General features: G+C 42.3%; 21 protein-coding genes. All 21 read right to left on the bottom strand.

Annotated elements, in window-relative coordinates:
- Window positions 1-367 precede the first annotated feature (367 nt).
- Window positions 368-772, bottom strand: a complete 405-nt coding sequence (locus GLW08_RS14820; RefSeq protein ID WP_036821283.1) for a F0F1 ATP synthase subunit epsilon — start codon at window positions 770-772, stop codon at window positions 368-370.
- A gap of 266 nt (window positions 773-1,038) precedes the next feature.
- Complete coding sequence (gene atpD / locus GLW08_RS14815; RefSeq protein WP_160849403.1) at window positions 1,039-2,454, bottom strand: F0F1 ATP synthase subunit beta; 1,416 nt, start codon at window positions 2,452-2,454, stop codon at window positions 1,039-1,041.
- Between the two features lie 43 nt (window positions 2,455-2,497).
- Complete coding sequence (locus GLW08_RS14810; protein ID WP_160849402.1) at window positions 2,498-3,361, bottom strand: F0F1 ATP synthase subunit gamma; 864 nt, start codon at window positions 3,359-3,361, stop codon at window positions 2,498-2,500.
- 50 nt (window positions 3,362-3,411) lie between these two features.
- The gene (gene atpA / locus GLW08_RS14805) at window positions 3,412-4,920 is read right to left on the bottom strand and encodes a F0F1 ATP synthase subunit alpha (protein ID WP_160849401.1); all 1,509 of its coding nucleotides are present in this window, start codon (window positions 4,918-4,920) and stop codon (window positions 3,412-3,414) included.
- A gap of 18 nt (window positions 4,921-4,938) precedes the next feature.
- Window positions 4,939-5,484: a F0F1 ATP synthase subunit delta gene (locus GLW08_RS14800; protein ID WP_160849400.1), complete on the bottom strand. Its 546-nt coding sequence runs from the start codon at window positions 5,482-5,484 to the stop codon at window positions 4,939-4,941.
- The gene (gene atpF, locus GLW08_RS14795; protein ID WP_160849435.1) at window positions 5,481-5,993 is read right to left on the bottom strand and encodes a F0F1 ATP synthase subunit B; all 513 of its coding nucleotides are present in this window, start codon (window positions 5,991-5,993) and stop codon (window positions 5,481-5,483) included. Before atpF ends, GLW08_RS14800 begins: the two co-directional genes overlap by 4 nt.
- 198 nt (window positions 5,994-6,191) lie before the next feature.
- Complete coding sequence (atpE, locus tag GLW08_RS14790; protein WP_026799008.1) at window positions 6,192-6,404, bottom strand: F0F1 ATP synthase subunit C; 213 nt, start codon at window positions 6,402-6,404, stop codon at window positions 6,192-6,194.
- 57 nt (window positions 6,405-6,461) lie between these two features.
- Window positions 6,462-7,184, bottom strand: a complete 723-nt coding sequence (atpB, locus tag GLW08_RS14785; protein ID WP_160849399.1) for a F0F1 ATP synthase subunit A — start codon at window positions 7,182-7,184, stop codon at window positions 6,462-6,464.
- 23 nt (window positions 7,185-7,207) lie between these two features.
- Window positions 7,208-7,579 carry an ATP synthase subunit I gene (locus GLW08_RS14780; RefSeq protein WP_036821306.1) on the bottom strand — a complete coding sequence of 124 codons (372 nt, stop codon included), beginning with the start codon at window positions 7,577-7,579 and terminating at the stop codon, window positions 7,208-7,210.
- Between the two features lies 1 nt (window position 7,580).
- Window positions 7,581-7,799, bottom strand: a complete 219-nt coding sequence (locus tag GLW08_RS14775; RefSeq protein ID WP_337193944.1) for an AtpZ/AtpI family protein — start codon at window positions 7,797-7,799, stop codon at window positions 7,581-7,583.
- 639 nt (window positions 7,800-8,438) lie between these two features.
- Complete coding sequence (locus GLW08_RS14770) at window positions 8,439-10,616, bottom strand: S8 family serine peptidase (protein ID WP_272917090.1); 2,178 nt, start codon at window positions 10,614-10,616, stop codon at window positions 8,439-8,441.
- Between the two features lie 456 nt (window positions 10,617-11,072).
- On the bottom strand, window positions 11,073-12,227 hold the full coding sequence (wecB, locus tag GLW08_RS14765) for a non-hydrolyzing UDP-N-acetylglucosamine 2-epimerase (protein ID WP_160849398.1): 1,155 nt from the start codon (window positions 12,225-12,227) through the stop codon (window positions 11,073-11,075).
- A gap of 22 nt (window positions 12,228-12,249) precedes the next feature.
- Window positions 12,250-12,879 carry a uracil phosphoribosyltransferase gene (gene upp, locus GLW08_RS14760; protein WP_160849397.1) on the bottom strand — a complete coding sequence of 210 codons (630 nt, stop codon included), beginning with the start codon at window positions 12,877-12,879 and terminating at the stop codon, window positions 12,250-12,252.
- Window positions 12,880-13,415: 536 nt separating this feature from the next.
- Entirely contained in the window at window positions 13,416-14,714 is a 1,299-nt protein-coding gene (locus GLW08_RS14755) for a globin-coupled sensor protein (RefSeq protein ID WP_160849396.1), read from the bottom strand.
- A 483-nt stretch (window positions 14,715-15,197) separates the two neighbouring features.
- Window positions 15,198-16,439, bottom strand: coding sequence for a serine hydroxymethyltransferase (gene glyA / locus GLW08_RS14750; RefSeq protein WP_160849395.1), 1,242 nt, complete (start codon window positions 16,437-16,439; stop codon window positions 15,198-15,200).
- 36 nt (window positions 16,440-16,475) lie between these two features.
- Window positions 16,476-17,042: a TIGR01440 family protein gene (locus tag GLW08_RS14745; protein WP_202410187.1), complete on the bottom strand. Its 567-nt coding sequence runs from the start codon at window positions 17,040-17,042 to the stop codon at window positions 16,476-16,478.
- Window positions 17,043-17,157: 115 nt separating this feature from the next.
- Window positions 17,158-17,595 (bottom strand): ribose 5-phosphate isomerase B, encoded by a 438-nt coding sequence (rpiB, locus tag GLW08_RS14740; RefSeq protein ID WP_160849393.1) that lies wholly within the window; start codon window positions 17,593-17,595, stop codon window positions 17,158-17,160.
- Between the two features lie 25 nt (window positions 17,596-17,620).
- On the bottom strand, window positions 17,621-18,910 hold the full coding sequence (locus GLW08_RS14735) for a methyl-accepting chemotaxis protein (RefSeq protein ID WP_160849392.1): 1,290 nt from the start codon (window positions 18,908-18,910) through the stop codon (window positions 17,621-17,623).
- 37 nt (window positions 18,911-18,947) lie between these two features.
- A complete protein-coding gene (locus GLW08_RS14730; RefSeq protein WP_160849391.1) occupies window positions 18,948-19,562 on the bottom strand; it encodes a low molecular weight protein arginine phosphatase in 615 nt (204 codons plus the stop codon).
- Between the two features lie 320 nt (window positions 19,563-19,882).
- Window positions 19,883-21,007 (bottom strand): MBL fold metallo-hydrolase, encoded by a 1,125-nt coding sequence (locus GLW08_RS14725; protein WP_160849390.1) that lies wholly within the window; start codon window positions 21,005-21,007, stop codon window positions 19,883-19,885.
- Between the two features lie 294 nt (window positions 21,008-21,301).
- On the bottom strand, window positions 21,302-22,078 hold the full coding sequence (locus tag GLW08_RS14720; RefSeq protein ID WP_160849432.1) for a sulfite exporter TauE/SafE family protein: 777 nt from the start codon (window positions 22,076-22,078) through the stop codon (window positions 21,302-21,304).
- Window positions 22,079-22,348: the final 270 nt, after the last annotated feature.

Here is a 22,348-nt window from a genome sequence, read left to right as displayed (position 1 = left end):
GGATAAATCTGGGTGGGCTTGGTGGGGGCAGGGGCTGGGAGGATTCGCGTGGGTTCTCGGGCGATATGCGTGGGTTTAGCTCGGATATGCGCAGGTTCTCGGGCGAGATACGTGGGTATCTCCCTCTTTCCCGCTCAATTCTTTTTGTTATCTGCTTCTTGCCTTAGTTATGCTTTACTTCCTACTTTTATTCTCTATTTTCCTCCCGTTATCCGTCACTCTCTTTCTGTTATCCGCCATTCCCTACTCCGCATATCTGCTCCAGCTCCCAATTTCACAGCTCACTCTCCTGAAAAGCCAGTAATAGATTCAAACAACACAAAAAAGCCTTAGCGCTACCGCGTCCGGTAGTGCTAAGGCTTTTTGTTTATGAACCTTGCTTCAGGTCTAAACGGTTTAGTGCACGTTTGAGTGCTAGTTCTGCCCGTTTGAAATCAATGTCATCTTGTTTCGTTTGTAGGCGTCGTTCTGCCCGCTCTTTTGCTCGTTGAGCTCGCTCTAGGTCGATATCGGAAGGACGTTCAGCTGATTCCGCTAGAATCGTTACCTTTTCAGGTCGAACTTCTAGAAAACCACCACTAACAGCAATAAGCTCCGATGATTGTTCGCCACCTTTAAGGCGTACACCGCTTATCGTTAATGGAGCCACGAGTGGGATGTGTCCAGGCAAGATACCCAGTTCCCCATTCTCCGACTTACAACTTACCATTTCGAACGAATCTTCTAAAACCGGGCCATCAGGAGTGACAACACTCACAGTTAGTGTTTTCAAGTTTAACCCCCCTTGGGCTGGAATGAAGCGACATATGCATCAGCAAATGTCGCTTAACCCCCATGTCTAAGTAATATTCGAATTAGACGCTGTAGTAAATGCTATGATGTGACATAGAGCCACATTTCGTATCAACGCCCAGCGACTAGAGGATTACTCCTTTACAAGTCAACATCGCTTCTCTAACGGTCATCGAGTTAACTTTTTGCAGTAAGGTCCATTACATCCATACATCGCTAAACGGGCGTTTTTACTCTAGCATTTGCTTATTGTTCCATTGTTTTGGCTTTTTCAACTACGTCTTCAATACGACCTACAAGACGGAATGCATCTTCTGGAAGATCGTCATATTTACCGTCAAGAATCTCTTTGAAGCCTTTAACAGTTTCAGATACAGGAACGTAAGAACCTTTTTGACCTGTGAACTGCTCAGCTACGTGGAAGTTCTGAGATAAGAAGAACTGGATACGGCGAGCACGGGATACAGTTTGCTTGTCCTCGTCAGAAAGCTCGTCCATACCTAAGATAGCAATAATATCTTGTAGTTCTTTGTAACGCTGTAGCGTACTTTGCACCTGACGAGCTACGTCGTAGTGTTCTTCCCCTACTACGGCTGCGTCAAGAGCACGAGATGTGGATGCAAGTGGATCCACTGCTGGGTAGATACCCATCTCAGAAAGTTTACGCTCTAGGTTTGTTGTCGCATCTAAGTGTGCGAATGTTGTTGCTGGTGCAGGGTCTGTATAGTCATCGGCAGGTACGTAAATCGCCTGGATAGAGGTTACGGAACCTTTATCAGTAGATGTGATACGCTCCTGTAATTGACCCATCTCTGTCGCTAGTGTTGGCTGATAACCAACGGCTGATGGCATACGTCCAAGAAGTGCGGACACCTCAAGACCACCCTGTGTGAAACGGAAGATGTTATCGATAAAGAATAGTACGTCCTGACCTTCTTCATCACGGAAGTATTCCGCCATTGTAAGACCAGAAAGTGCTACACGCATACGAGCTCCTGGTGGCTCGTTCATCTGACCAAACACCATCGCTGTTTTCTTGATAACGCCAGAATCCGTCATTTCCCAGTATAGGTCGTTACCTTCACGGGTACGCTCACCTACACCTGCGAATACGGAAATACCACCGTGCTCTTGGGCGATGTTGTTGATTAGCTCCTGGATTAGTACCGTTTTACCAACACCGGCACCACCAAATAGACCGATCTTACCACCTTTGATATAAGGAGCAAGTAAGTCTACAACCTTAATTCCTGTTTCAAGAATTTCGGTTTCTGTTGCTAGATTTTCGAATACTGGAGCCGAACGGTGAATTGGATCACGGCGAACGTCTTCACCTAATGGCTCATCAAGATCAATATTGTTACCTAATACATTAAATACACGGCCTAGTGTTGCTTCTCCTACTGGTACGGAAATCGCTGCACCTGTATCTACTACGTCTAGGCCACGAACAAGTCCTTCTGTAGATGCCATTGCTACGGTACGAACCGCGTCATCACCTAGGTGTAGTGCCACTTCAAGCGTGACATCAACGCTTACTTCGGATTCGTTTTGCGCATCGTAACGGACAGTTAACGCGTTATTGATTTCTGGGAGATGCCCACTTTCAAATTGCACGTCAACAACTGGTCCCATTACCTGTGTAATGCGTCCTTTGCTCATGGATTTCCCTCCTAACTTACTTTCATTACGTTCTTCCCAATACCTATTCTAAGGCTGCAGCTCCGCCGACAATTTCGGTAATTTCTTGGGTAATGGCAGCTTGACGAGCTCGGTTATAAGACAACGTAAGGTCATCAATTAACTCATCAGCATTATCTGTAGCAGCTTTCATCGCTGTCATACGAGCAGCGTGTTCACTTGCTTTCCCATCAACTAGCGCGCCATAAATCAAGCTTTCTGCATACTGAGGTAAAAGAGCCTTCAGTATGGTATCTTGGTCTGGCTCATATTCATATGCGCTCTTTGGTTGCGTTGCTTCAGTCGAAATATTGGTTAGTGGGAGCAATTTAGTGCCTCTTACTTCTTGTGTAATAGCACTTACATAGTGATTGTAATAAATGTAAAGCTCATCAATTGTTTCGTCTGAGTAAAGCTGAACAGCTTCACTTGCGATATCTTTAATATCCGCAAAGTCAGGCTGGTCAGCAAGCCCAGTAATTTCGGATTCAATTGGCATATTGCGCTTCGCAAAGAAATCCCGTCCGATACGTCCCATCGGTATAACCGTATATTCATCCTTAGAGCTATGACGCTCATGAATATGACGGTTTACGGTGCGAAGTACGCTACTGTTATATGCCCCTGCAAGACCACGGTCAGATGTGATTACAATGTATCCTGTCTTCTTCACTGGACGACTTTTCAACATTGGATGATCAACATCTACACCACCGTTTGCGATAGATGCCACTACTTCCTGAATTTTCTCCATGTACGGATTAAACGCTTTTGCGTTTTGCTCCGCTTTATTCAGCTTTGATGCAGAGACCATTTCCATCGCTTTTGTAATCTGTTTCGTTTTCTTAGTGGATGTAATCCGTGATTTTATATCTCTAAGGGATGCCACGCTGTTTCACCACCCTTTCTGCAAAGGTTGCTTCCTCTTGCTACATGTACTTATTCAGAAACAACAAATGTTTTCTTGAATTCTTCAACAGCACTATTGAAGTCATCCTTTTCTGGAAGCTTACCAGTACTGCGAATCTGGTCATAAAGTTCAGATTTATTTTTGCCGATCCAATCTTGAAGTTCTGATTCAAAACGTTGGATATCAGCTACTGGAATATCATCTAAATATCCATTTACAAGTGCATAGATAATCGCAACCTGCTTCTCAACTGCAAGTGGTTTATGAAGTCCCTGTTTTAGTACTTCAACTGTACGGGCACCACGGTTTAGTTTCGCTTGCGTCGCTTTATCAAGGTCAGAACCGAACTGCGCGAAGGCTTCTAGCTCACGGAAAGATGCAAGGTCCAGACGAAGTGTACCTGCTACCTTCTTCATGGCTTTGATCTGCGCGGAACCACCAACACGAGATACGGACTGTCCTGCGTTAATCGCTGGGCGTACACCTGAGAAGAACAAGTCAGATTGTAAGAAAATCTGTCCGTCTGTAATGGAAATTACGTTTGTTGGGATATAAGCAGAAATGTCACCTGCTTGCGTTTCGATGAATGGAAGCGCCGTTAAGGAACCGCCACCTTTGTCATCACTTAGCTTCGCTGCACGCTCTAGAAGGCGAGAGTGAAGGTAGAATACGTCACCAGGGAATGCTTCACGGCCTGGAGGACGGCGTAATAATAAGGAAAGTTCACGGTATGCTGCTGCTTGTTTTGTAAGGTCATCATACACAACAAGTACGTGCTTACCGTTATACATGAACTCTTCACCCATGGATACACCTGCATATGGCGCTAGGTATAATAGTGGTGCTGGCTGGGAAGCACTCGCTGTTACAACGATTGTGTAATCTAGTGCTCCATGCTTACGAAGGGTTTCAACCGTACTACGTACAGTGGATTCCTTCTGACCAATCGCAACATAAATACAGATCATATCTTGGTCCTTCTGGTTCAAGATTGTATCTAGTGCAACGGATGTTTTACCAGTTTGGCGGTCACCGATGATTAACTCACGCTGACCACGGCCAATTGGAACAAGTGCATCAATTGCTTTAACACCTGTTTGTAGTGGTTCATCAACGGATTTACGGTCCATAACTCCTGGTGCAGGAGACTCGATTGGACGTGTTTTCGTTGTTTCAGTTGGTCCTCTACCATCAACAGGTTGTCCTAGTGGGTTTACAACACGACCTAGTAGTTCATCCCCTACTGGAACCTGCATGATACGACCTGTACGGCGTACTTCATCGCCTTCACGGATCTCTGTAAATTCACCAAGAATAATAATACCTACGTTATTTTCTTCAAGGTTTTGTGCCATTCCCATGACACCATTAGCAAATTCAACTAGCTCACCTGACATGACGTTATCAAGGCCATGCGCACGAGCAATACCGTCACCAACCTGGATAACAGTACCTACATCGTTGACTTCAATTTCAGAATCATAGTTTTCAATTTGCTGCTTAATCAGCGAACTGATCTCTTCAGCTTTGATGCTCATGCAATTTCACCCCTATCATCATTTGTTTGCAGAAACCAATTTCCGTTCCATACGCTCTAACTTACCACTCACACTACCATCATAAATGCGGTTTCCAATCTTCAGCTTTAAGCCGCCAAGGATGGATGGATCTACAATGTTGTGAATGCGAAGGGTGTTTTTGTTGAGCTTTTTTGTAAAGACGTCTTGTATAGATTGTTCTTCGTCTTGACTCAATGTACGAACAGAGTAGACTTCTGCCTCTGCAATCCCGCGTGCATCGTTGTTCAATTTAATGAACTCATCTACCATTGTTAGAATAACGGCTTCACGGTGACGATCCATTAGAAGGTCTAATGTGTGTGTCACTTCTGTAGAATACCCTTGAAACGCTTCATGAAGTAGCTGTTTCTTCTTATTCTGCTCAATGCGGGGATGCTTAAGGAAATCCATTAATTGATTATTAGAACGGAAGACTTCGCGAATCGTGCGAAGTTCTTCTTCGAGTTTTTCAAGCTTTGAATGTTCTTGTCCGAGTTGAAAAAGAGCAGTTGCATAGCGTTTACCTACGACTTCATTACTCATCGCTCTTCCCCTAACTCTTTCATGTATTCATTGATTAGTTGTTCTTGATCTTGCTCACTTAATTCCTTCTCAATTACCTTACTAGCAATTTGAACGGACAAGCTAGCAACATGATCTTGAAGTGCTTGAATTGCTTTATCTTTTTCAGCTTCGATTTCTTCACGAGCTGATTCTTTAATACGATCGCCTTCAGCACGTGCTGAGTTTAGGATCTCTTGCTCCTGCTCTTTCGCTGTCTTTCTTGCTTCCTCGATAATTTGATGCGCTTCTTGGCGTGTCTTTTTCAACTCTTCTTGAGCTTCCTGAGACATACGCTCTGCATCCTGGCGGTTTTTCTCAGCCGTATCGATTTCGTTCGCAATGTGATCTTCACGCTCTTTCATGACATTCATTAATGGTGTCCAAGCAAAGATACGTAGAAGAACAAGTAACACAATAAACATAACCAACTGGAAAAGCATATCTCCAACTAGTAACCCTTCGCCGCCTCCAGCTCCGAGCACTAGCATACCAGCTAATGATTGCACAGCCTACACTCCTTTCACACTTATCTGTAACAGGCTTTACATTAGAAAAACCCGGCATATTGCCATTGATAGGCAACTGTCGAAGTTTTTCTATGGTTTCTGTATAACATTTTCTTAAAAGGTATAAGGAATGGCGAAGATTCTATTGGACGACCTTCGCCATCTTACATTCTAGCGTGCTTATTGACCCATTACGATAAATGCGATAACAACGCCAATGATTGGTACTGCCTCAACTAGTGCAACACCGATGAACATTGTTGTTTGTAGTGCACTACGTAATTCTGGTTGACGCGCAATCCCTTCAACTGTACGACTCACGATAAGACCGTTACCAATACCAGCACCTAGTGCCGCTAAACCTACTGCAATTGCAGCTGCTAATAAACCCATGATTAAATTCCTCCTCTTAGATATGAAAAAAATAGATTATTAATATTTATTTAATTTTTAATGGTCTTCGCTCACTTTGTGAGACATATACACCATTGTTAACATAGTGAAAATGAACGCCTGGATGGCACCCACAAATGTACTAAAGCCTTGCCAAGCTAGCATTGGAATAGCTCCACCTAAGAAGCCTCCTACTCCGCTTGCCATTAAACTTGCAAGTAACCCTAGTAGAATTTCACCCGCGTAAATGTTACCGAACAAACGAAGGCCTAATGTAAGCGTATTCGCAAATTCCTCGATAATCTTTAGCGGAAATAAGAAAGGCATCGGGCGTAAGAAATCTTTCCCGTACTCATTCATACCTTTCAGTTTAATACCATAATAGTGGGATAAAACGACAACCAAAGTGGCTAGCGTTAAGGTGATCCCTGCATCTGATGTTGGGGATTTCCACCAAAGCGTATGATCAACAACGACCATGGTGACGACCCCTAGCATATTGGAGATAAAAATGTAGGTGAGTAATGTTAACCCTAAAGGTAAAAACAATTTCCCTGTTCTCCAATCCATGGTGCTTCCAATGATTCCTTTTACGAAATCAATGATCCACTCCATGAAGTTTTGCATTCCTCTTGGTTTTCGCTGCAAACTTCTGGAGGATGCAACCCCTAAGATGAACACAATAATTGAGGCGATGGTTACCATTAGGATAGTAGATAGATTAAAGTCTAACCATGGTATCCCAAAGACATCCAACGCATATGGATTTTCGTGATCCAACTTATTCACCTCTCTTCCTTAAGCTAGTCTCTAAGTTTAGAAAAAAGAAATTCTATCATAATAACAACATAAGTTGTCATTAATCCAATTACTACTGCGATTAGATGGAAATGTTGATTAAATCGAAGTGCGATGAGAATGGCTAGACCTCCAGCGGCAAAACGTGAAAATGAACCAAGCGCTCGTCCGGTTCTATTTTCTGATGCAGCCTGTCCGATGTGGTTAACTTTTCGGTGCATGAGCCAGAGGTTGAAAAAGCTAAATAATGCTCCTAGAATCAGTCCGAGGAAAATGTGTTGATACGGTAAAAACCCCCATCCCAGTACTAGTAAAGCGAGAAGGTATAGCATCCATTTTCTTTGGCGAGTCATCATGGTCTGGAATTGTTCTGGCATGTCAATCTTCTCCTGTGTATTTCCGCACCAAATGAATGGTTCCGTATGTACCTGCGGCTAATCCTGCAAATAAACCTAGGATTAAAAATAGTGGTGATGTGGTAAAGTGGTTATCGAGCCAACGCCCAAAAAAAATTCCTACTAATGTACAACCGGCTAATTGTGACAGAATGCCACTCGTTAATGCCATTGCTTTAAAAGGATTTTGATCAGCTGCCACGAAAACCGCTCCAATCGAGTTTTCATAGATTTCTGAAAAAATGTCGAATTATGAAAACCTTATCATTCCACACTAAATTAGCATACAATAGGGGTATTCTATTGTCAATGCAGATGTGAGGAAAAGTAACCAATGTAAAAAAAATGAAATTTTCTACAAAGAGCTTGCAAAAATGATTACTAGATTACCAGTAATGCTAGACAGAGTTTCCACAAATTCACCTTTTCACAAACTCAAACTCATTTAAAATTGTACACAAAACCCATAAACAAATCAAAGCTTTTTTGGACATTTCTGTTGTTAATCTTTTCTAATATATTGTAAAAACAAAAGCGCAAGCGTCCTGCTACCGACGTACAAACTGCTGCCCAAAGGACGGGGGTTGGTTCTATGGCTACGTGATGTAGCGATTTTAATCGAACTTCCCTTGAATCCCTAGAAGATAAAGAAAACACGAAGAACGCGAGGTGATACGATGTTAACTTATCATAAGGAGACGAGGGAAATACACCAGTCGCTGGACGCGGGAGTTAGACATGTAAGCCTCAAATTTACTGTAAATAAAGACATCGCCATTTACCACGCTCAGGTATTGGCGATGTCTTTTTTATGGGAAAAATGTCAGCATTTGTCCATCTATCATGGATATTCTGTTCCAATCAGGACAGGAGTCTCAAACGTTTGCGTGATGTCGTCTCTCTTTAGGGTTAACACAGCTAAATAGATGCCCGGTTCGCCCGCTTGCTCTTTGGTCAACGTTCCTTTTAGCACGCCTCGTTCTACATTTTTTGTATCGATTAGTGGTCGAACATATCGTAACGTATCTGGATTGTACAAGTCGATTTCTAGTTCATCTGCTGCGAGTGGTAAATAGACTTGATATTGATACTCTTCTTTTGTAAATGGCTTTAACGTTAGTTCGAGGCCCATTGCTCTTGGAAATTCTGTTTCTTTTGTGAGGATTAAGTATGGCAGTTCATATTTGCGGTGGTTATCCTCGACTGTAAGCCATCCCTCTACATATTGTTTATCCCCTTTTAATTTTTCCTGATTGACGGTGACAGATATAGGTACAGATTTTTTTTCGTTGGGCTGCAGGGTAAACGTTAGCGGTATTTGAAACCGTAGCCCTAAGATGGACTTAGGTGGTGTGAAAACGTAACGTTGTGGTTCATTTCGTTTATTTTCAATCGTTATTCGGACAGTTCGTTTCTCTTTATGTTCCAGCACACGACCAAATGCTAAGCGGCCATCGTATATGAACGAGCTAGGATTTAATGCCTCTAATGGCTGCATACGCCCCATGCCTTGAGCGATTGGTGAGACGTTTTCCCCTTCTTCTTGCACTGGCAATGCAGTTGACAGAAGGGCAGCCTTTAGTTCTGCAGGTCCCCAATTAGGGTGTGCTTCTTTTAGTAAAGCAAGTGCCCCGGCTACATGCGGGGACGCCATACTCGTTCCTTGTAGTTCCATGTATCCGCCAGGAACTGTACTTTTTATGGCGACACCTGGTGCCATGATATCCGGTTTAATATCCCAGTTCCACGTAACAGGACCTTTGGAACTAAAAGGTGCTACTGTATCAACTTGTGTAACATATTTTGTATCGATCCAATGACCTTTATCAACGATGTGTTTTTTTAGCCACTTACCATCTTCTTGAGATAATGCGGTTACTGGAATCGATATTTCTTGTTCTATCCCTCCTTGAAAAGCACCTTCTTCATTGTTATAAATCAAAACTCCAATAGCTCCTGATTGCTCGGCTATTTTTGCTTTTTGGGTAAAAGGAATCTCGCCACGTTCTATAAGCACCAGTTTTTGTTTCATAGATGCCTGAGGTTTTTTTCCGAGACCGCCATCTACCATTTCATATTTTTTCGTAAGATCCCAAGGGACAGACCCAACCATTGGCGTCAGTTGAATTGCTTTTCTTTTCAGAGTGTCATATAGGTATGGAAGTTTTAGCGGTGGCGTAGAGGCTCCCACAGCAATAGCATTTGTTGCGGTTGCAGGTGATCCAACAGTCCAATGTTCTGGTCCTGAGTTACCTCCAGATATGACCATTGCCACTCCCATCTCGACTGCTTTATTCACTGCCAAGCTTGTAGGCCAATCTGGACCGTTTACGGTATTACCAAGTGATAGATTGATGATATCCATCCCGTCTTCAACTGCCTGCTCGATTGCAGCAATCACGTGGACGGATGTACCCGTACCACCAGGTCCTAGCGCACGATAACCATATAATTCAGCATCAGGAGCAATTCCTTTTATCTTGCCATTAGCCCCAATAATACCCGCTACATGCGTACCATGTACCGTTGGCTCTCCTTGCTCTTGAGTTGTCTCCATAGGATCTTCATCCAAATCTACAACATCATACCCGCCGCGATAATTCACTTTTAAATCAGGATGTTCATAATCGATACCAGTATCAATGACCCCTACCTTCACCCCTTCACCAGTATAAGAAACTTCCCCAATTCGCTGGTCCTCCTCAAGGATAAAAGGAACACTTTCATCGATGTGAACTTCATAGGATTGAACAGGAAAATGATTTTTTATAAATTCCGCTTTCTCTAATCGTTCTAAATCCCGTACCTCCCCTTTAAGCGCAATCCCCTGCAGCAATTTGTCGTATATATGAACGACCTCTAGACGGGGATAGTAGGTTTTAATATGTTGCTCCCACTTTCTCACATCATCTTCTACTTCAATAATGATGGACTTTTCTTCCCCTATTGCATACGTACTCAAAGGCAGCACAGCTACTAAACACATGCAAATAATCATAATCCGAATCCACATACTCATGCCGCCCTTCTTTTCCTATATCGTTTGATGAGATGAGCATTTTCATACATGAGGAATGGATTTGCGATGCGTTTTTTTCGAGAAGGCTATATGATTTGAGTCGAGATAATCTGGTTAAAACAAGGATTAGGTAATGGATTAGGATGACGAGAGAGCATATGCGATTGGGAAGAGATCATATCGCTATCCAGAGAGAGCATAACTGATTGGGAAGAGAGCATTTCGCTATCCGGAGAGAGCATAAGGTAAATACCAACTCCAAGAGTTGCACAAAAAAAAGCAGGGATTCGAGTCCCTGCTTTTCATCTGAAGCGCTACTGCGGCCAGCGACTAGTAGACTTCCTTATCCTCCTTACGATAAGTCAACATCGATTAGCTTTGCTCTTCGTGTTTCCTTTATCTCATACGGAGTCGGACAGTCTATACGTCGCTAATAGGGCGCTTCTGCTTTAAAGTTTAGTCGTCTTTTGTTGTGAATGGTGATGGTCGTTCTTCTATATGGTTGTAAAAATAACGGATTGCTTCACAAATACGGCTGGAGGCTTCTCCGTCTCCGTATGGGTTGGAGGCTTTGGACATGCTTTCAAAGGCTTCGTCGTTTGAAAGAATCTCGTTTGCCATGGAGAAGATATTGTCTTCGTCCGTTCCAGCTAGCTTCAGGGTGCCGGCTTTAATGCCTTCTGGACGTTCGGTGGTATCTCGTAATACGAGTACAGGTACGCCAAGGGATGGTGCTTCTTCTTGAACACCACCGCTGTCAGTAAGGATTAAATGCGATCGTGACGCAAAGTTGTGGAAGTCGATGACATCCAGTGGTTGGATGAGATGAATGCGATCATCATTACCTAAAATTTCGTTTGCTGTTTCCTGGACAACAGGATTCAAGTGTACCGGATACACCACTTCTACATCCTCATGCGTATCAACTAAACGCTTGATGGCACTAAACATTTGGCGCATTTTATCACCAAGGTTTTCACGACGGTGGGCTGTAACCAAGACGAGGCGCTTGTCCTCTGCTTTTTTCAAAATGTCATGAGTATAATCATCTTTCACCGTAGTCTTCAGGGCATCAATAGCTGTGTTTCCTGTTACAAAAATACGGTCTTCAGGTTTATTTTCATCCAGCAAATTCTGTTTTGACTGGTTCGTTGGTGTGAAGTGTAAATCTGCCATTACGCCTGTTAGCTGTCGATTCATTTCTTCAGGGAATGGAGAATACTTATCCCACGTACGTAAGCCTGCTTCGACGTGTCCTACCGGAATCTGATTGTAGAATGCTGCAAGACTTGCCGCAAACGTAGTTGTCGTATCTCCATGGACTAACACCATGTCCGGCTTCGTTTCTTTCATTACCTCGTCTAATCCTTCCATAGCTCTCGTTGTAATCTGAGCTAAGGTTTGACGGGCTTTCATAATATTTAAATCGTAGTCCGGCTCTACCCCAAAAATCGAAAGCACCTGGTCTAGCATTTCACGGTGCTGAGCAGTTACCGTAACAATTGGTTCGAATTGGTCTGAACGTTTTTTGAGTTCAAGTACAAGTGGAGCCATTTTTATCGCTTCCGGCCTTGTCCCAAAAATCGTCATCACCTTAATGGGCTGGCTCATGTCATTCACTCCAAATTCGACGTTATTTTGTTCCAAATAGGCGGTCGCCTGCGTCACCAAGACCTGGGACGATGTACCCTTTTTCGTTTAGCTTCTCATCAAGTGCTGCAAGATAAATATCTACATCTGGATGTTCTTGATGAACTTCTTCTACCCCTTCAGGAGCAGCTACTAGACACATCAAACGGATTTGCTTTGCGCCGCGCTTTTTCAAGGATTCGATTGCTTCGTTCGCAGATCCTCCTGTTGCGAGCATCGGATCGATTACAATCAGTTCACGTTCTTCAATGTCACTTGGAAGCTTCACATAATATTCAACTGGCTTCAATGTTTCAGGGTCACGATATAATCCAACATGCCCTACTTTTGCAGCAGGAATTAAATTTAACATGCCATCTACCATACCTAGTCCTGCACGTAAAATTGGAACGATCCCTAGTTTCTTACCAGCAAGTACTTTAGCAGTTGCTTCTGATACAGGTGTCTGAATTTGCACTTCTTCTAGTGGCAAATCACGAGTGATTTCAAAAGCCATTAGCGTCGCAACTTCATCTACTAACTCACGAAAGTCTTTTGTACCTGTTTCTGTCTTTCGTATGTAAGTTAATTTGTGTTGAATGAGAGGGTGATCTAAAACGTGTACCTTACCCATGAGCCAATCTCTCCTTTATGAATAGTTTGCATCCTTGAAATTGTACTGAATAATTGCCTATGTTTCAAGGATGGTCCTTTAATCTCTTTCTTCAGTATACCCTGAAACGGAACCTTCATCGAGTATCTGATTAAATTCCTTACTGTCTGATGCACACACTGTGGTTGGGGCTGTCGCTCTTATATTTGAAAAGTTGCTCCAATTCTCGAAATGTCGCTCCTATTTTTTCGTTTCTCGCTCCGAAAGCAGGGAATGTCGCTCCAGAGCCTCCCTCTTCATCGCAACGATTTGGCATGCCTCATTGCTGCATGATGGATGCGCGGGGCAGGCGGTCGCTCCTATATTTTAATTCTCACCCCTATTTCGAGGATTTCGCTCCTATTTGCTGAAAATCACTCAGAAGCACCGAGCTCCAGCACCTTCATCCCCAAAAAATAAACCGCCATCTTCCTCTACAATTTATGTAGTAGGATGCGGCGGTTGGCTTCGTGGATGTATAGTGGACTGGTTCATATTTAACTTATGTTGAATATCGCTTACTGGTCTGCTTTAGTAAGTAGGGTTTGTGATAAGGCGGAGAGGCTATCGGTTGTACTATTAATGTCACGGATCGCATCCACAATGGTGTCTAAGTCTTGTTTATTGCGTCCAAACATATCAATGTATTGATCCATCTCCATACGAACTGTCGTAAGTCCGTTTGTCACTTGTTTCATATCGCTTTGAGAACGCGCTGTGGATTGATTCATATTTTGCATGGATGAAAGTAGTTCTTCGATGTTTGTGTTGCTCTCAACGGTTTTATTTTTAATCTGATTGCTCATTTGTTTTGAGTTCTCTGCTAATTTACGAACCTCCTCGGCTACAACTGCAAACCCTTTTCCGCTTTCCCCTGCTCGAGCCGCTTCTATAGAGGCATTCAAGGCTAACAAGTTTGTCTGATCAGAGATGTCCTCAATATTTTTTGTGATAGATGTAATTTCTTTAGATATTTCTTCCAACTTTTCCATTGTTTGCATACTGTTATTAAATTCATCGAGTACTTCCTGGAAGGAATCAATCATTTCCTGCACTTTCTTATCGTTTTGATCCGTAAGCATGATAAGATTCTTGCTGCTTTTTTGTGTTTTTTCCGTTTCGGCAAGAATATTGTCCGCCTTCTGTGACGTTTCGTCCATCGATGCATCCGTTTGTTGAACCGATGCTGCAACTTCTTGACTAATGGTTACTAACTCTTGTCGTAAAAGCTCGTTCTTATGGTTCGCTTGTTCGATTTCATTGATTCGAACTTGAAGGTAATAATCCACCACTAATTGAGCATCTAAATTTAGGATGTTTTGCACAGCTACCAAGGTGTCACTAAGTTTAGCTGGCTCGTCCTGGTACAGTTCAACTACTTTAGGGATAAGTAAAGAACTAAGTGCAGAATACGTTGCTAAAAACCAAGCAATTGGAAGCTGCACGCCATTGTGTGTACTACCAATGCGCTTACGAAGCTCCATATACGCTTCATCAATTTCTCCAGAAAATATACTATCAAAATAACGAATGAACACCTTCTTCAACTTATCATTTGACGTATGGGCATGAGCGATATCTTTTAGTGTAGGGTGCTTGTACAAGTGTTCTAATACGTTATCCAATAGTTCATCCGTCAGTTCAAGCACGACAGGTTTTACTTCTTGTAATCTAGTTAATTGGTCTTTTGTTAGATGCATATATTTCAATCGTTGATCGAGATCCTCTTCGTTGGTACGGATATGGTCAACATTTTGACTATACTGCAAATCGGCCGTAAAACGGGGTTTCTTTTGCTTTCTCATTAATAAATTCATATGTTCACCTCATCAGTTCGTTTAACTTTTGTACAATTATTGTGCAACTAATTATGCAGGATTATCTTACAAAACACAAGCGAAAATAGTTAAAAGGTCTCATGTTTTTTTCTGAAGTTGTAAAAAGTTGAGATAGAGGCGTTCGCTAAGGTATGGAGCTAGACATCCATGACCCAAAATTCTTCACTTATAAAAATAGAACAAAAGCTCAGGGCGCCCGATTAGTGACGTATCACGACGTGGGTTGGTTCGATGTTGCTGCACGATGCAGCGATTTTAATTGAACTTCCCCTTAGTCAGTAGGAGATAAAGGAAACACCAGATTCGGTGTTAACTTATCGTAGGGAAGCAAACTAGTTGCTGGGAGCTGGAGCTGAACGTGTCCACATCACTTTTTTAGTTATACACAAGAATTGGATTTCATAAAATTTCCTAGACAATAAAAAAAGTACCCCTCACTCCTGAGGGGCACTCTATCCTTCATTATACCGTTTGATACATCGGGAATTGGCTCGTTAGTTCTTGTACACGTTGTCTTGCTTCGTCTAGTTTTGCTTCGTCTTCATGATTGTTTAGCGTGAAGGCGATGATGGATGCAATTTCATCCATTTCTTCGCTTTTGAAGTCTCTAGATGTTACGGCTGCTGTTCCGATACGAAGACCACTTGTTACAAATGGACCTTCCGGATCAAATGGAATGGTATTTTTGTTTGTTGTGATGCCGATGTCATCTAGTGCTTTTTCGGCAACTTTACCGGTTAGGTTTAGAGGACGAAGGTCTAGTAATAACAAGTGATTGTCTGTACCACCTGACACAAGACGTACACCCTCTTTTTGCAAGGCTTCGCCAAGACGTTTAGCGTTGTCCACGATTTGTTGGCTGTACTGTTTAAAGTCATCTTGAAGGGCTTCCTTGAAGCTTACACCCTTGGCCGCGATAACATGCATTAGTGGTCCACCTTGTAGACCTGGGAATACGTTTTTATCAATTTTCTTAGCGTATTCCTCCTTGCACAGAATCATACCACCACGAGGACCACGTAGTGTTTTATGCGTTGTTGTGGTAACGAAGTCTGCGTAAGGTACTGGATTAGGGTGAACACCTGTGGCTACAAGTCCTGCGATGTGTGCCATGTCGACCATTAAATATGCTCCGACTTCATCCGCAATTTCCTTGAATTTAGCAAAGTCAATCACACGGGAATAGGCACTTGCCCCAGCAACGATCATTTTTGGTTGCACCTCTTTTGCTTTTTCACGTACAACCTCATAATCAATGACTTCTGTTTCTTCATCTACACCGTAATCTACGAAATTATATAGCTTACCACTGAAGTTTACGCCACTACCATGTGTTAAGTGACCACCATGACTAAGGTTCATACCTAGTACGGTGTCGCCTGGTTCTAGAGCTGTAAAGTAGACAGCCATGTTCGCCTGCGCCCCTGAGTGTGGCTGCACATTAGCATGATCTGCATTGAACAATTGCTTTGCGCGATCACGTGCAAGGTTTTCGGCGATATCTACATACTCACAACCACCATAGTAACGACGGCCTGGATAACCTTCTGCATATTTATTGGTAAGCACAGAACCTTGTGCTTCCATAACAGCCTCTGATACGAAGTTCTCTGAAGCAATAAGTTCAATCTTATCCTGCTGGCGACCTTTTTCTAAGTTAATGGCTTCTAACATTTCTGGATCCACTTGTTGTACGTGTTTCATTTTTGGCTCCCCCTTTACAATCATTGCCGCATCCTATTACTCACAGGTCACGGATTTTGCTTGTTTATTGTCATACACTGCTCGTTCTCCTCCGATTAACTTTGGACGGGTCGTCGCTGATGTAACATGCGCATGACCAAGAGTTTTTTGGGATAATCGAACAGGTACGGCTACATGTTTTAAATGCATTCCAATAAAGGTATCTCCTATGTCGATTCCTGCGTCGGCACGAATAGCTTCCACGACGACTGGATTCGCAAAGTGTTGGTAGGCATATGCTGCCATAGAACCGCCTGCTTTTCGAACTGGAATAACAGATACCACTTCAAGCTGGCATCGCTCGGCTACTTCTTGTTCCACAACAAGTGTGCGATTAATATGCTCACAACCTTGGAATGCTAACTGAACACCTGTTGCTTCTTTTAATCGAGATAGTTCCTTGAACAAAATCTCAGCAATTTCTTCGCTTCCTGAGGTTCCAATCCGTTCACCGGCTATTTCACTCGTTGAACATCCTATAACAAAAAGTTTTCCCTTTGCTAAACGATTTCCCTCAATCCACTCGTCGACGATGGCCTTACAATGCTGTTGAATATTTTCCAAAGTCAAAATGGACCATCCTCCTTTGCAAAAATGTTTCATCGAAACCACTTATAAAAAAAGGAGAAGATTACAGCGCATGTTCCTCCTCCTTTTATCCATTTACTCATTACTGCTATTATGCTTCATATTCGGTGATTTTGCCAACACGATTTGCGTGGCGACCACCTTCAAATTCAGCTTCTAGCCATGTTTTTGCAATCTCACGCGCAAGCCCTGGGCCAATGACACGTTCTCCCATTGTTAGCACGTTGGAATCGTTATGCTCTCTTGTTACTTTTGCAGTAAATACATCATGAACGAGTGCACAACGTATGCCTTTTACTTTGTTCGCGGAAATGGACATACCAATACCTGTTCCGCAAATTAAAATTCCTCTATCAAACTCGCCACTCGCTACACGTTCTGCAGCTGGAATAGCGTAGTCTGGATAATCGACAGAACCTTCACAATCACAGCCAATATCCTCATAGGAAATATTCATTTCTTCCAATACTTCTGCTACTTCTTTACGAATATTTACTCCACCATGGTCTGACGCTAAAATCACTTTCATGACTTTTTCACCTCTTCTTTATTCTTTAAATACTAAAGCGATGGATATGTTGCTTTAGTTTTTGCGCTTGATCAGAGAGTTCATATGAAATTCGATCAATTTCTTTGATTACATTTGCTTGTTCTTGTACAGATGCGTTCACTTGTTGAGTACCTGCTGATGTTTCTTCTGCAATAGCGGATACTTCCTGCGATTGCTGAGATGTGGCCTGCAGCAAGCTCAGCTGATGATCGACTAAGCTTGTAATTTCGGTGACGGATGTCGCCATTTCGTTCACTGAGGTGGACATGGTAGCAATCGCCTGATTGGTTTCTTCCCCTTTGTCCGCTTCTGTTCTAGCAAATTGGACTTGCTCTTTAATTTGACTTACGACGTTAGTTACGTCTGTCTGCATATTTGTAATCAAGTCTGAAATACCTTGTACAGCTTTCGCACTCTCATCTGCTAATTTTCTCACTTCTTCTGCTACCACTGCAAACCCTTTTCCTTGTTCCCCGGCACGCGCCGCTTCAATGGATGCATTCAAAGCTAACAAATTCGTTTGTTCTGCAATATCTCCAACAAGAGAAATAATATCTTCTACTTTTTTAGCATTTGTTTCTAAGCGTTCAACGGCTTCTAAGGATACCTCTTGTTCTTTGGATATGTTTTGAATACCAGAAACCAACGAATGAATCGTCTTTTTCCCGTCTTCTAGTGTCGACAGCATATGGTTGGATAACTGATGAGAATGTTGCGCCTTTTCTTGAACTTGAGTAGCAAGTTGCGTGGATTCATCAATTGATTCTGCCGTATTTTGAATTGCGATGGAAGAGGTCTCGGCTCCTTGCGAGATTTCTTGAATGGTATCGCCGATCAGTTGCGCTTGCTGAGATGCCTTGTCTGCTGCTCGCTTAATGTCTGTTACGGACTGATTTGTTTCTTCAAAATTTTGATCAATGTTATGTACCATATCTCGTAAATTCGCCATCATCGTTTCGAAGGCCGTCCCTAATGAACGAATTTCATCATCTGATTTTGAAACAAACACCTCGTCACTAATTTGTCCCTCGGCTGCTAGGGCTGCAGCTGTTTCTAATTGATGCAATGGCTTCGTTATAAAACCGGCTGCAAAATAAGCTAAGATGCCTGACCAAAGCACTCCCAATCCTAACGTAATAATCGTAAACGTCATTTCAGGGAGACCTATGTGTTGTTGAATCCAATCATAAAGCACATAAATAAACAAAGCGCTTGTCGAGTATGTAATCACCGCCAAAATAGAGATAAACAACACTAATTTAAGACGGAGACTAAATCGATACCTCTTCTTCACCTTCTACTTCCCCCAATAGCTTTTCATATTCTTATCTTCACTTATTGTCTATCTTTTTGATAAGAAGTTCAATATGTTTTTCAATTTCTAATAGCGTTTGTTCATAGACGGATAACTCCCCGCCAAAGGGGTCAGAAATATCGATATTGGGTTGGTTGGCCTCTATTTCTTTTATGAGTTCGATTTCTTCTTTTAAATGATCATGTAATGCTTTTTCCATAGCTTGCTGGTCTTCGTATTTATTCGCATTTTTTTGTAGGAATACAGCCTTTTTATCCTCCAGCGTCGAGTAAGCTTGCTTTAGTTGTTCCCATTGATCCTCTTCATTATTTATAACGTATTCTTTCAACGTAAAAATAAAAGGCTCATAATTAGGATACTCCATTATTAGCCGCTGCTTGTGCTCCTTCGTCATCGTTAAGGTTAAATCAGCCCACCTCATGACCTCTGGCGAAATAGGTTGAGAGGCATGATTGACATCTATCCCACGTGCTTTTAATACATCTTCAGATCCTTTGGACAGACGAGCTCCTTTATGAGCAAATAAGCCGGCGGACTTCACTTCAACCTCAGGATGTTTTTCCTTCAGTAATGCTTCTGCCATAGGACTACGGCATGTATTCCCTGTGCAAACAAATAGTATCTTCTTCATGTCAGACCCTCCGAAATTATCCTTCAGCTCTTATTATAACACAAAGAAAACCTGCCGAGTGTCAAGCCTTTGGCCCAGACAGAGGCCTAGATAGAATAGCTCTGGAGCGACTTTCCCTGCTTTCCGAGCAAGAAATGAAAAATAGGAGCAACTCATGAAAATCAGGAGCGAGATTTCTAATATAGGAGCGACCGCCCCGTCCGTGGCAGCATTTCGAAATCAGGAGCGACCTCCCGCTCCATCCCCCCCACTCCCATACAAATAAAGCCAGGGCTCCACGCCCTGGCTCTCCACTTACAATAATCATCTTAACTATTCGCTTAAACTGCGCAGCGATTTGGACCTACTTCCATTTCGCGGCGTTCATCTTGATCAGGATTCTTTTGCCCCATATTGGTTTTGCGAATTTCGTCGTGACTGTTTGGTTGTGGTGGAAGATTATCTGTAACAAGATGTTTGAACTCTTGTTCATCTTGTACATTTAGTCGATCATTTTTTTGATAAAGTTCATTTAATTTGGCATGAACGGTACCGTCTTCATTGATTTCTTCCATTTTTCCGAAATGGGCTGGAAGGACAATGAGGTCTTGTTCAACTTTTTGATATCGTTCATAGAGGGTTTCGCGTAAATCATCGACCCAATCTTCTGCTTTCCCAGCTAAATCAGGACGACCGATGGATTCAACGAACAAGATATCTCCTGTCATCAAGTACGTTTGATCGACGATATAGCTTGTACTACCACTTGTATGCCCTGGTGAATAGAAAGCTTCGATGTTAACAGCGTCTCCCACAATGACTTCTGCTCCATTTTCCATCTTTTTATAATCAAATGTTAATCCTTCATCATCTTTCGGCGGGAAGTAATAGGCTGCGTTTGTTTGATCCGCTAATGTTTTACCACCTGAAATATGATCTGCGTGGAGATGAGTGTCTAGTACATATTTAATCTCTACATTTTTATCGCTGGCAAATTGCTTGTACGTATCAATCATACGCACGGGATCTACTACCGCTGCTTCGCCATTAGCAATGACCATATAGGACAGACATCCTTTACCGATTCGTATAAATTGATAGAGTTCACCACCATTGGTTAAATCACCAATTTTCATCGGTTCAAGGTGCTCACTCCAAGCTGTCATTCCACCTTCAAGGTGAGTGATGTTTTGGACTCCTGCTTCTTCAAGCATTGTAACGGCTTTTTGCGATGAAATGCCTTTCGCACAAACGACATAGATATTCTTATCTTCTGGAAGTTGTTCCTTCACGTCTTCTACGCCATTTTCCAGTTGCTTATAAGGAACATTTAAACTACGTACGTTACGCCCTTGGATAGCCCAATCACTATAGTCCTCTTCTTTTCGAATATCAAGTATAAACACTTCTTCTCCTGCTAGAATCTTTTGTGCTAATTCTTTAACTGTTAACGGTTGTAATGCCATGTTAATACCTCCATTAATCTAAAGATTTTTAATAAAGAAAGGCGCAAACGCCCGTCTAGCGACGTACAAACTGCTGTCCACAGGACGTGGGTTGGTTCGATGTTGCTGCGTGACGCAGCGATTTTAACCGAACTTCCCTGAATCCGTATGAGATAAAGGAAACACGGAGAGCGGTAGCGATCCGATGTTGACTTATCGTAAGGAAGGGCAGGAAATTTGCTGGGCGCTGGATATGGACGTGGCCTTTTTAACTTATTAAGTTGTGCACTGCAAACAATTTTATAATTTCCTAGATTAGAATAAAATATCTGTCCATACTTTAATCGCAGTACCTATAATTAATACAGCTAAAATGATTTGCAATACCTTCGTATTTACGGTTTTACCGGCTTTCGCACCTAATTGTGAGGTAATGATACTCGCTACAGCTATTACCAATGCTGGCAGGAGCGGAACATCTCCAGAAAATAGTTTTCCTGTAACGGCACCAATCGAGGAGATGAAGGTAATAGCCAATGATGAAGCTATGGTTATCCTAGTTGGTATATGCAATAAGACCAACATAATAGGGACAAGTAAAAATGCGCCTCCTGCACCTACAATCCCTGCTCCGATGCCTACCACAAATGCTGATACCGCTGCAATTGGCTTCGAAAAAGTAATGTTCTCTATGCTAGTAGCTTCATCACTAGTTGGCACAAACATCATCACCACAGCAATAAGTGCTAACATTCCATAGACAAAATTAATTGTCTGTTCTGATAAATACGTTGCTCCAAAACCACCAATTAAACTACCAACAAGCACAGCTACGCCCATGGTAAAAATGAGTGGTTTATGAAGATAGTTCCCTTTACGGTATCCAAGAACTCCTCCAAACGAAGCAATAAGAACCTGGACTGCTACAACACCTGCTGCAGTATGAGCACTAAACCCATCAAAACCTAGTAATGGTGGGATGTACAACAACATAGGATAATTCACTATCGCTCCTCCAATGCCTACTAAACCAGACACGAAGGATCCAATGAGTCCAATGACAAAAATCGTTAGTAAAAATGCAATATCCATGGATTTAGCACCTCGCTCTACATCAAGCTTATCGAGCATTTCCTTTTCTTCTTCAAGCTTTCCATACTATCTGTTTTGCACTCATTCCATTTATATCCTTACCCCTCACAATATACCCCTACCACTATTTGTGTTTTGTTAAACAATCAAAAATTAACTCCTAAAAACAATATTACTGCAATGGCGCGGAACACGAGACATTCAATAATAGTGTAAAAAGACATTAAAAAAGAGCCCGGAAATGTAATCATTTCCAAGCTCTTTAACGAG

The sequence above is a fragment of the Pontibacillus yanchengensis genome (assembly GCF_009856295.1).
Classification (GTDB): Bacteria; Bacillota; Bacilli; order Bacillales; family BH030062; genus Pontibacillus; species Pontibacillus yanchengensis_A.
This window is presented reverse-complemented; position numbering and strand designations above follow the sequence as displayed.

Bases quoted from the DNA above. Each gene is read 5' to 3' on its own strand.
- atpD (WP_160849403.1), bottom strand. From the start codon at position 2,454: ATGAGCAAAGGACGCATTACACAGGTAATGGGACCAGTTGTTGACGTG.
- atpA (WP_160849401.1), bottom strand. From the start codon at position 4,920: ATGAGCATCAAAGCTGAAGAGATCAGTTCGCTGATTAAGCAGCAAATT.
- GLW08_RS14800 (WP_160849400.1), bottom strand. From the start codon at position 5,484: ATGAGTAATGAAGTCGTAGGTAAACGCTATGCAACTGCTCTTTTTCAA.
- atpF (WP_160849435.1), bottom strand. From the start codon at position 5,993: ATGCTAGTGCTCGGAGCTGGAGGCGGCGAAGGGTTACTAGTTGGAGAT.
- atpE (WP_026799008.1), bottom strand. From the start codon at position 6,404: ATGGGTTTATTAGCAGCTGCAATTGCAGTAGGTTTAGCGGCACTAGGT.
- GLW08_RS14780 (WP_036821306.1), bottom strand. From the start codon at position 7,579: ATGCCAGAACAATTCCAGACCATGATGACTCGCCAAAGAAAATGGATG.
- GLW08_RS14770 (WP_272917090.1), bottom strand. From the start codon at position 10,616: ATGAGTATGTGGATTCGGATTATGATTATTTGCATGTGTTTAGTAGCT.
- wecB (WP_160849398.1), bottom strand. From the start codon at position 12,227: ATGAGCCAGCCCATTAAGGTGATGACGATTTTTGGGACAAGGCCGGAA.
- upp (WP_160849397.1), bottom strand. From the start codon at position 12,879: ATGGGTAAGGTACACGTTTTAGATCACCCTCTCATTCAACACAAATTA.
- GLW08_RS14755 (WP_160849396.1), bottom strand. From the start codon at position 14,714: ATGAATTTATTAATGAGAAAGCAAAAGAAACCCCGTTTTACGGCCGAT.
- glyA (WP_160849395.1), bottom strand. From the start codon at position 16,439: ATGAAACACGTACAACAAGTGGATCCAGAAATGTTAGAAGCCATTAAC.
- rpiB (WP_160849393.1), bottom strand. From the start codon at position 17,595: ATGAAAGTGATTTTAGCGTCAGACCATGGTGGAGTAAATATTCGTAAA.
- GLW08_RS14730 (WP_160849391.1), bottom strand. From the start codon at position 19,562: ATGAAGAAGATACTATTTGTTTGCACAGGGAATACATGCCGTAGTCCT.
- GLW08_RS14725 (WP_160849390.1), bottom strand. From the start codon at position 21,007: ATGGCATTACAACCGTTAACAGTTAAAGAATTAGCACAAAAGATTCTA.
- GLW08_RS14720 (WP_160849432.1), bottom strand. From the start codon at position 22,078: ATGGATATTGCATTTTTACTAACGATTTTTGTCATTGGACTCATTGGA.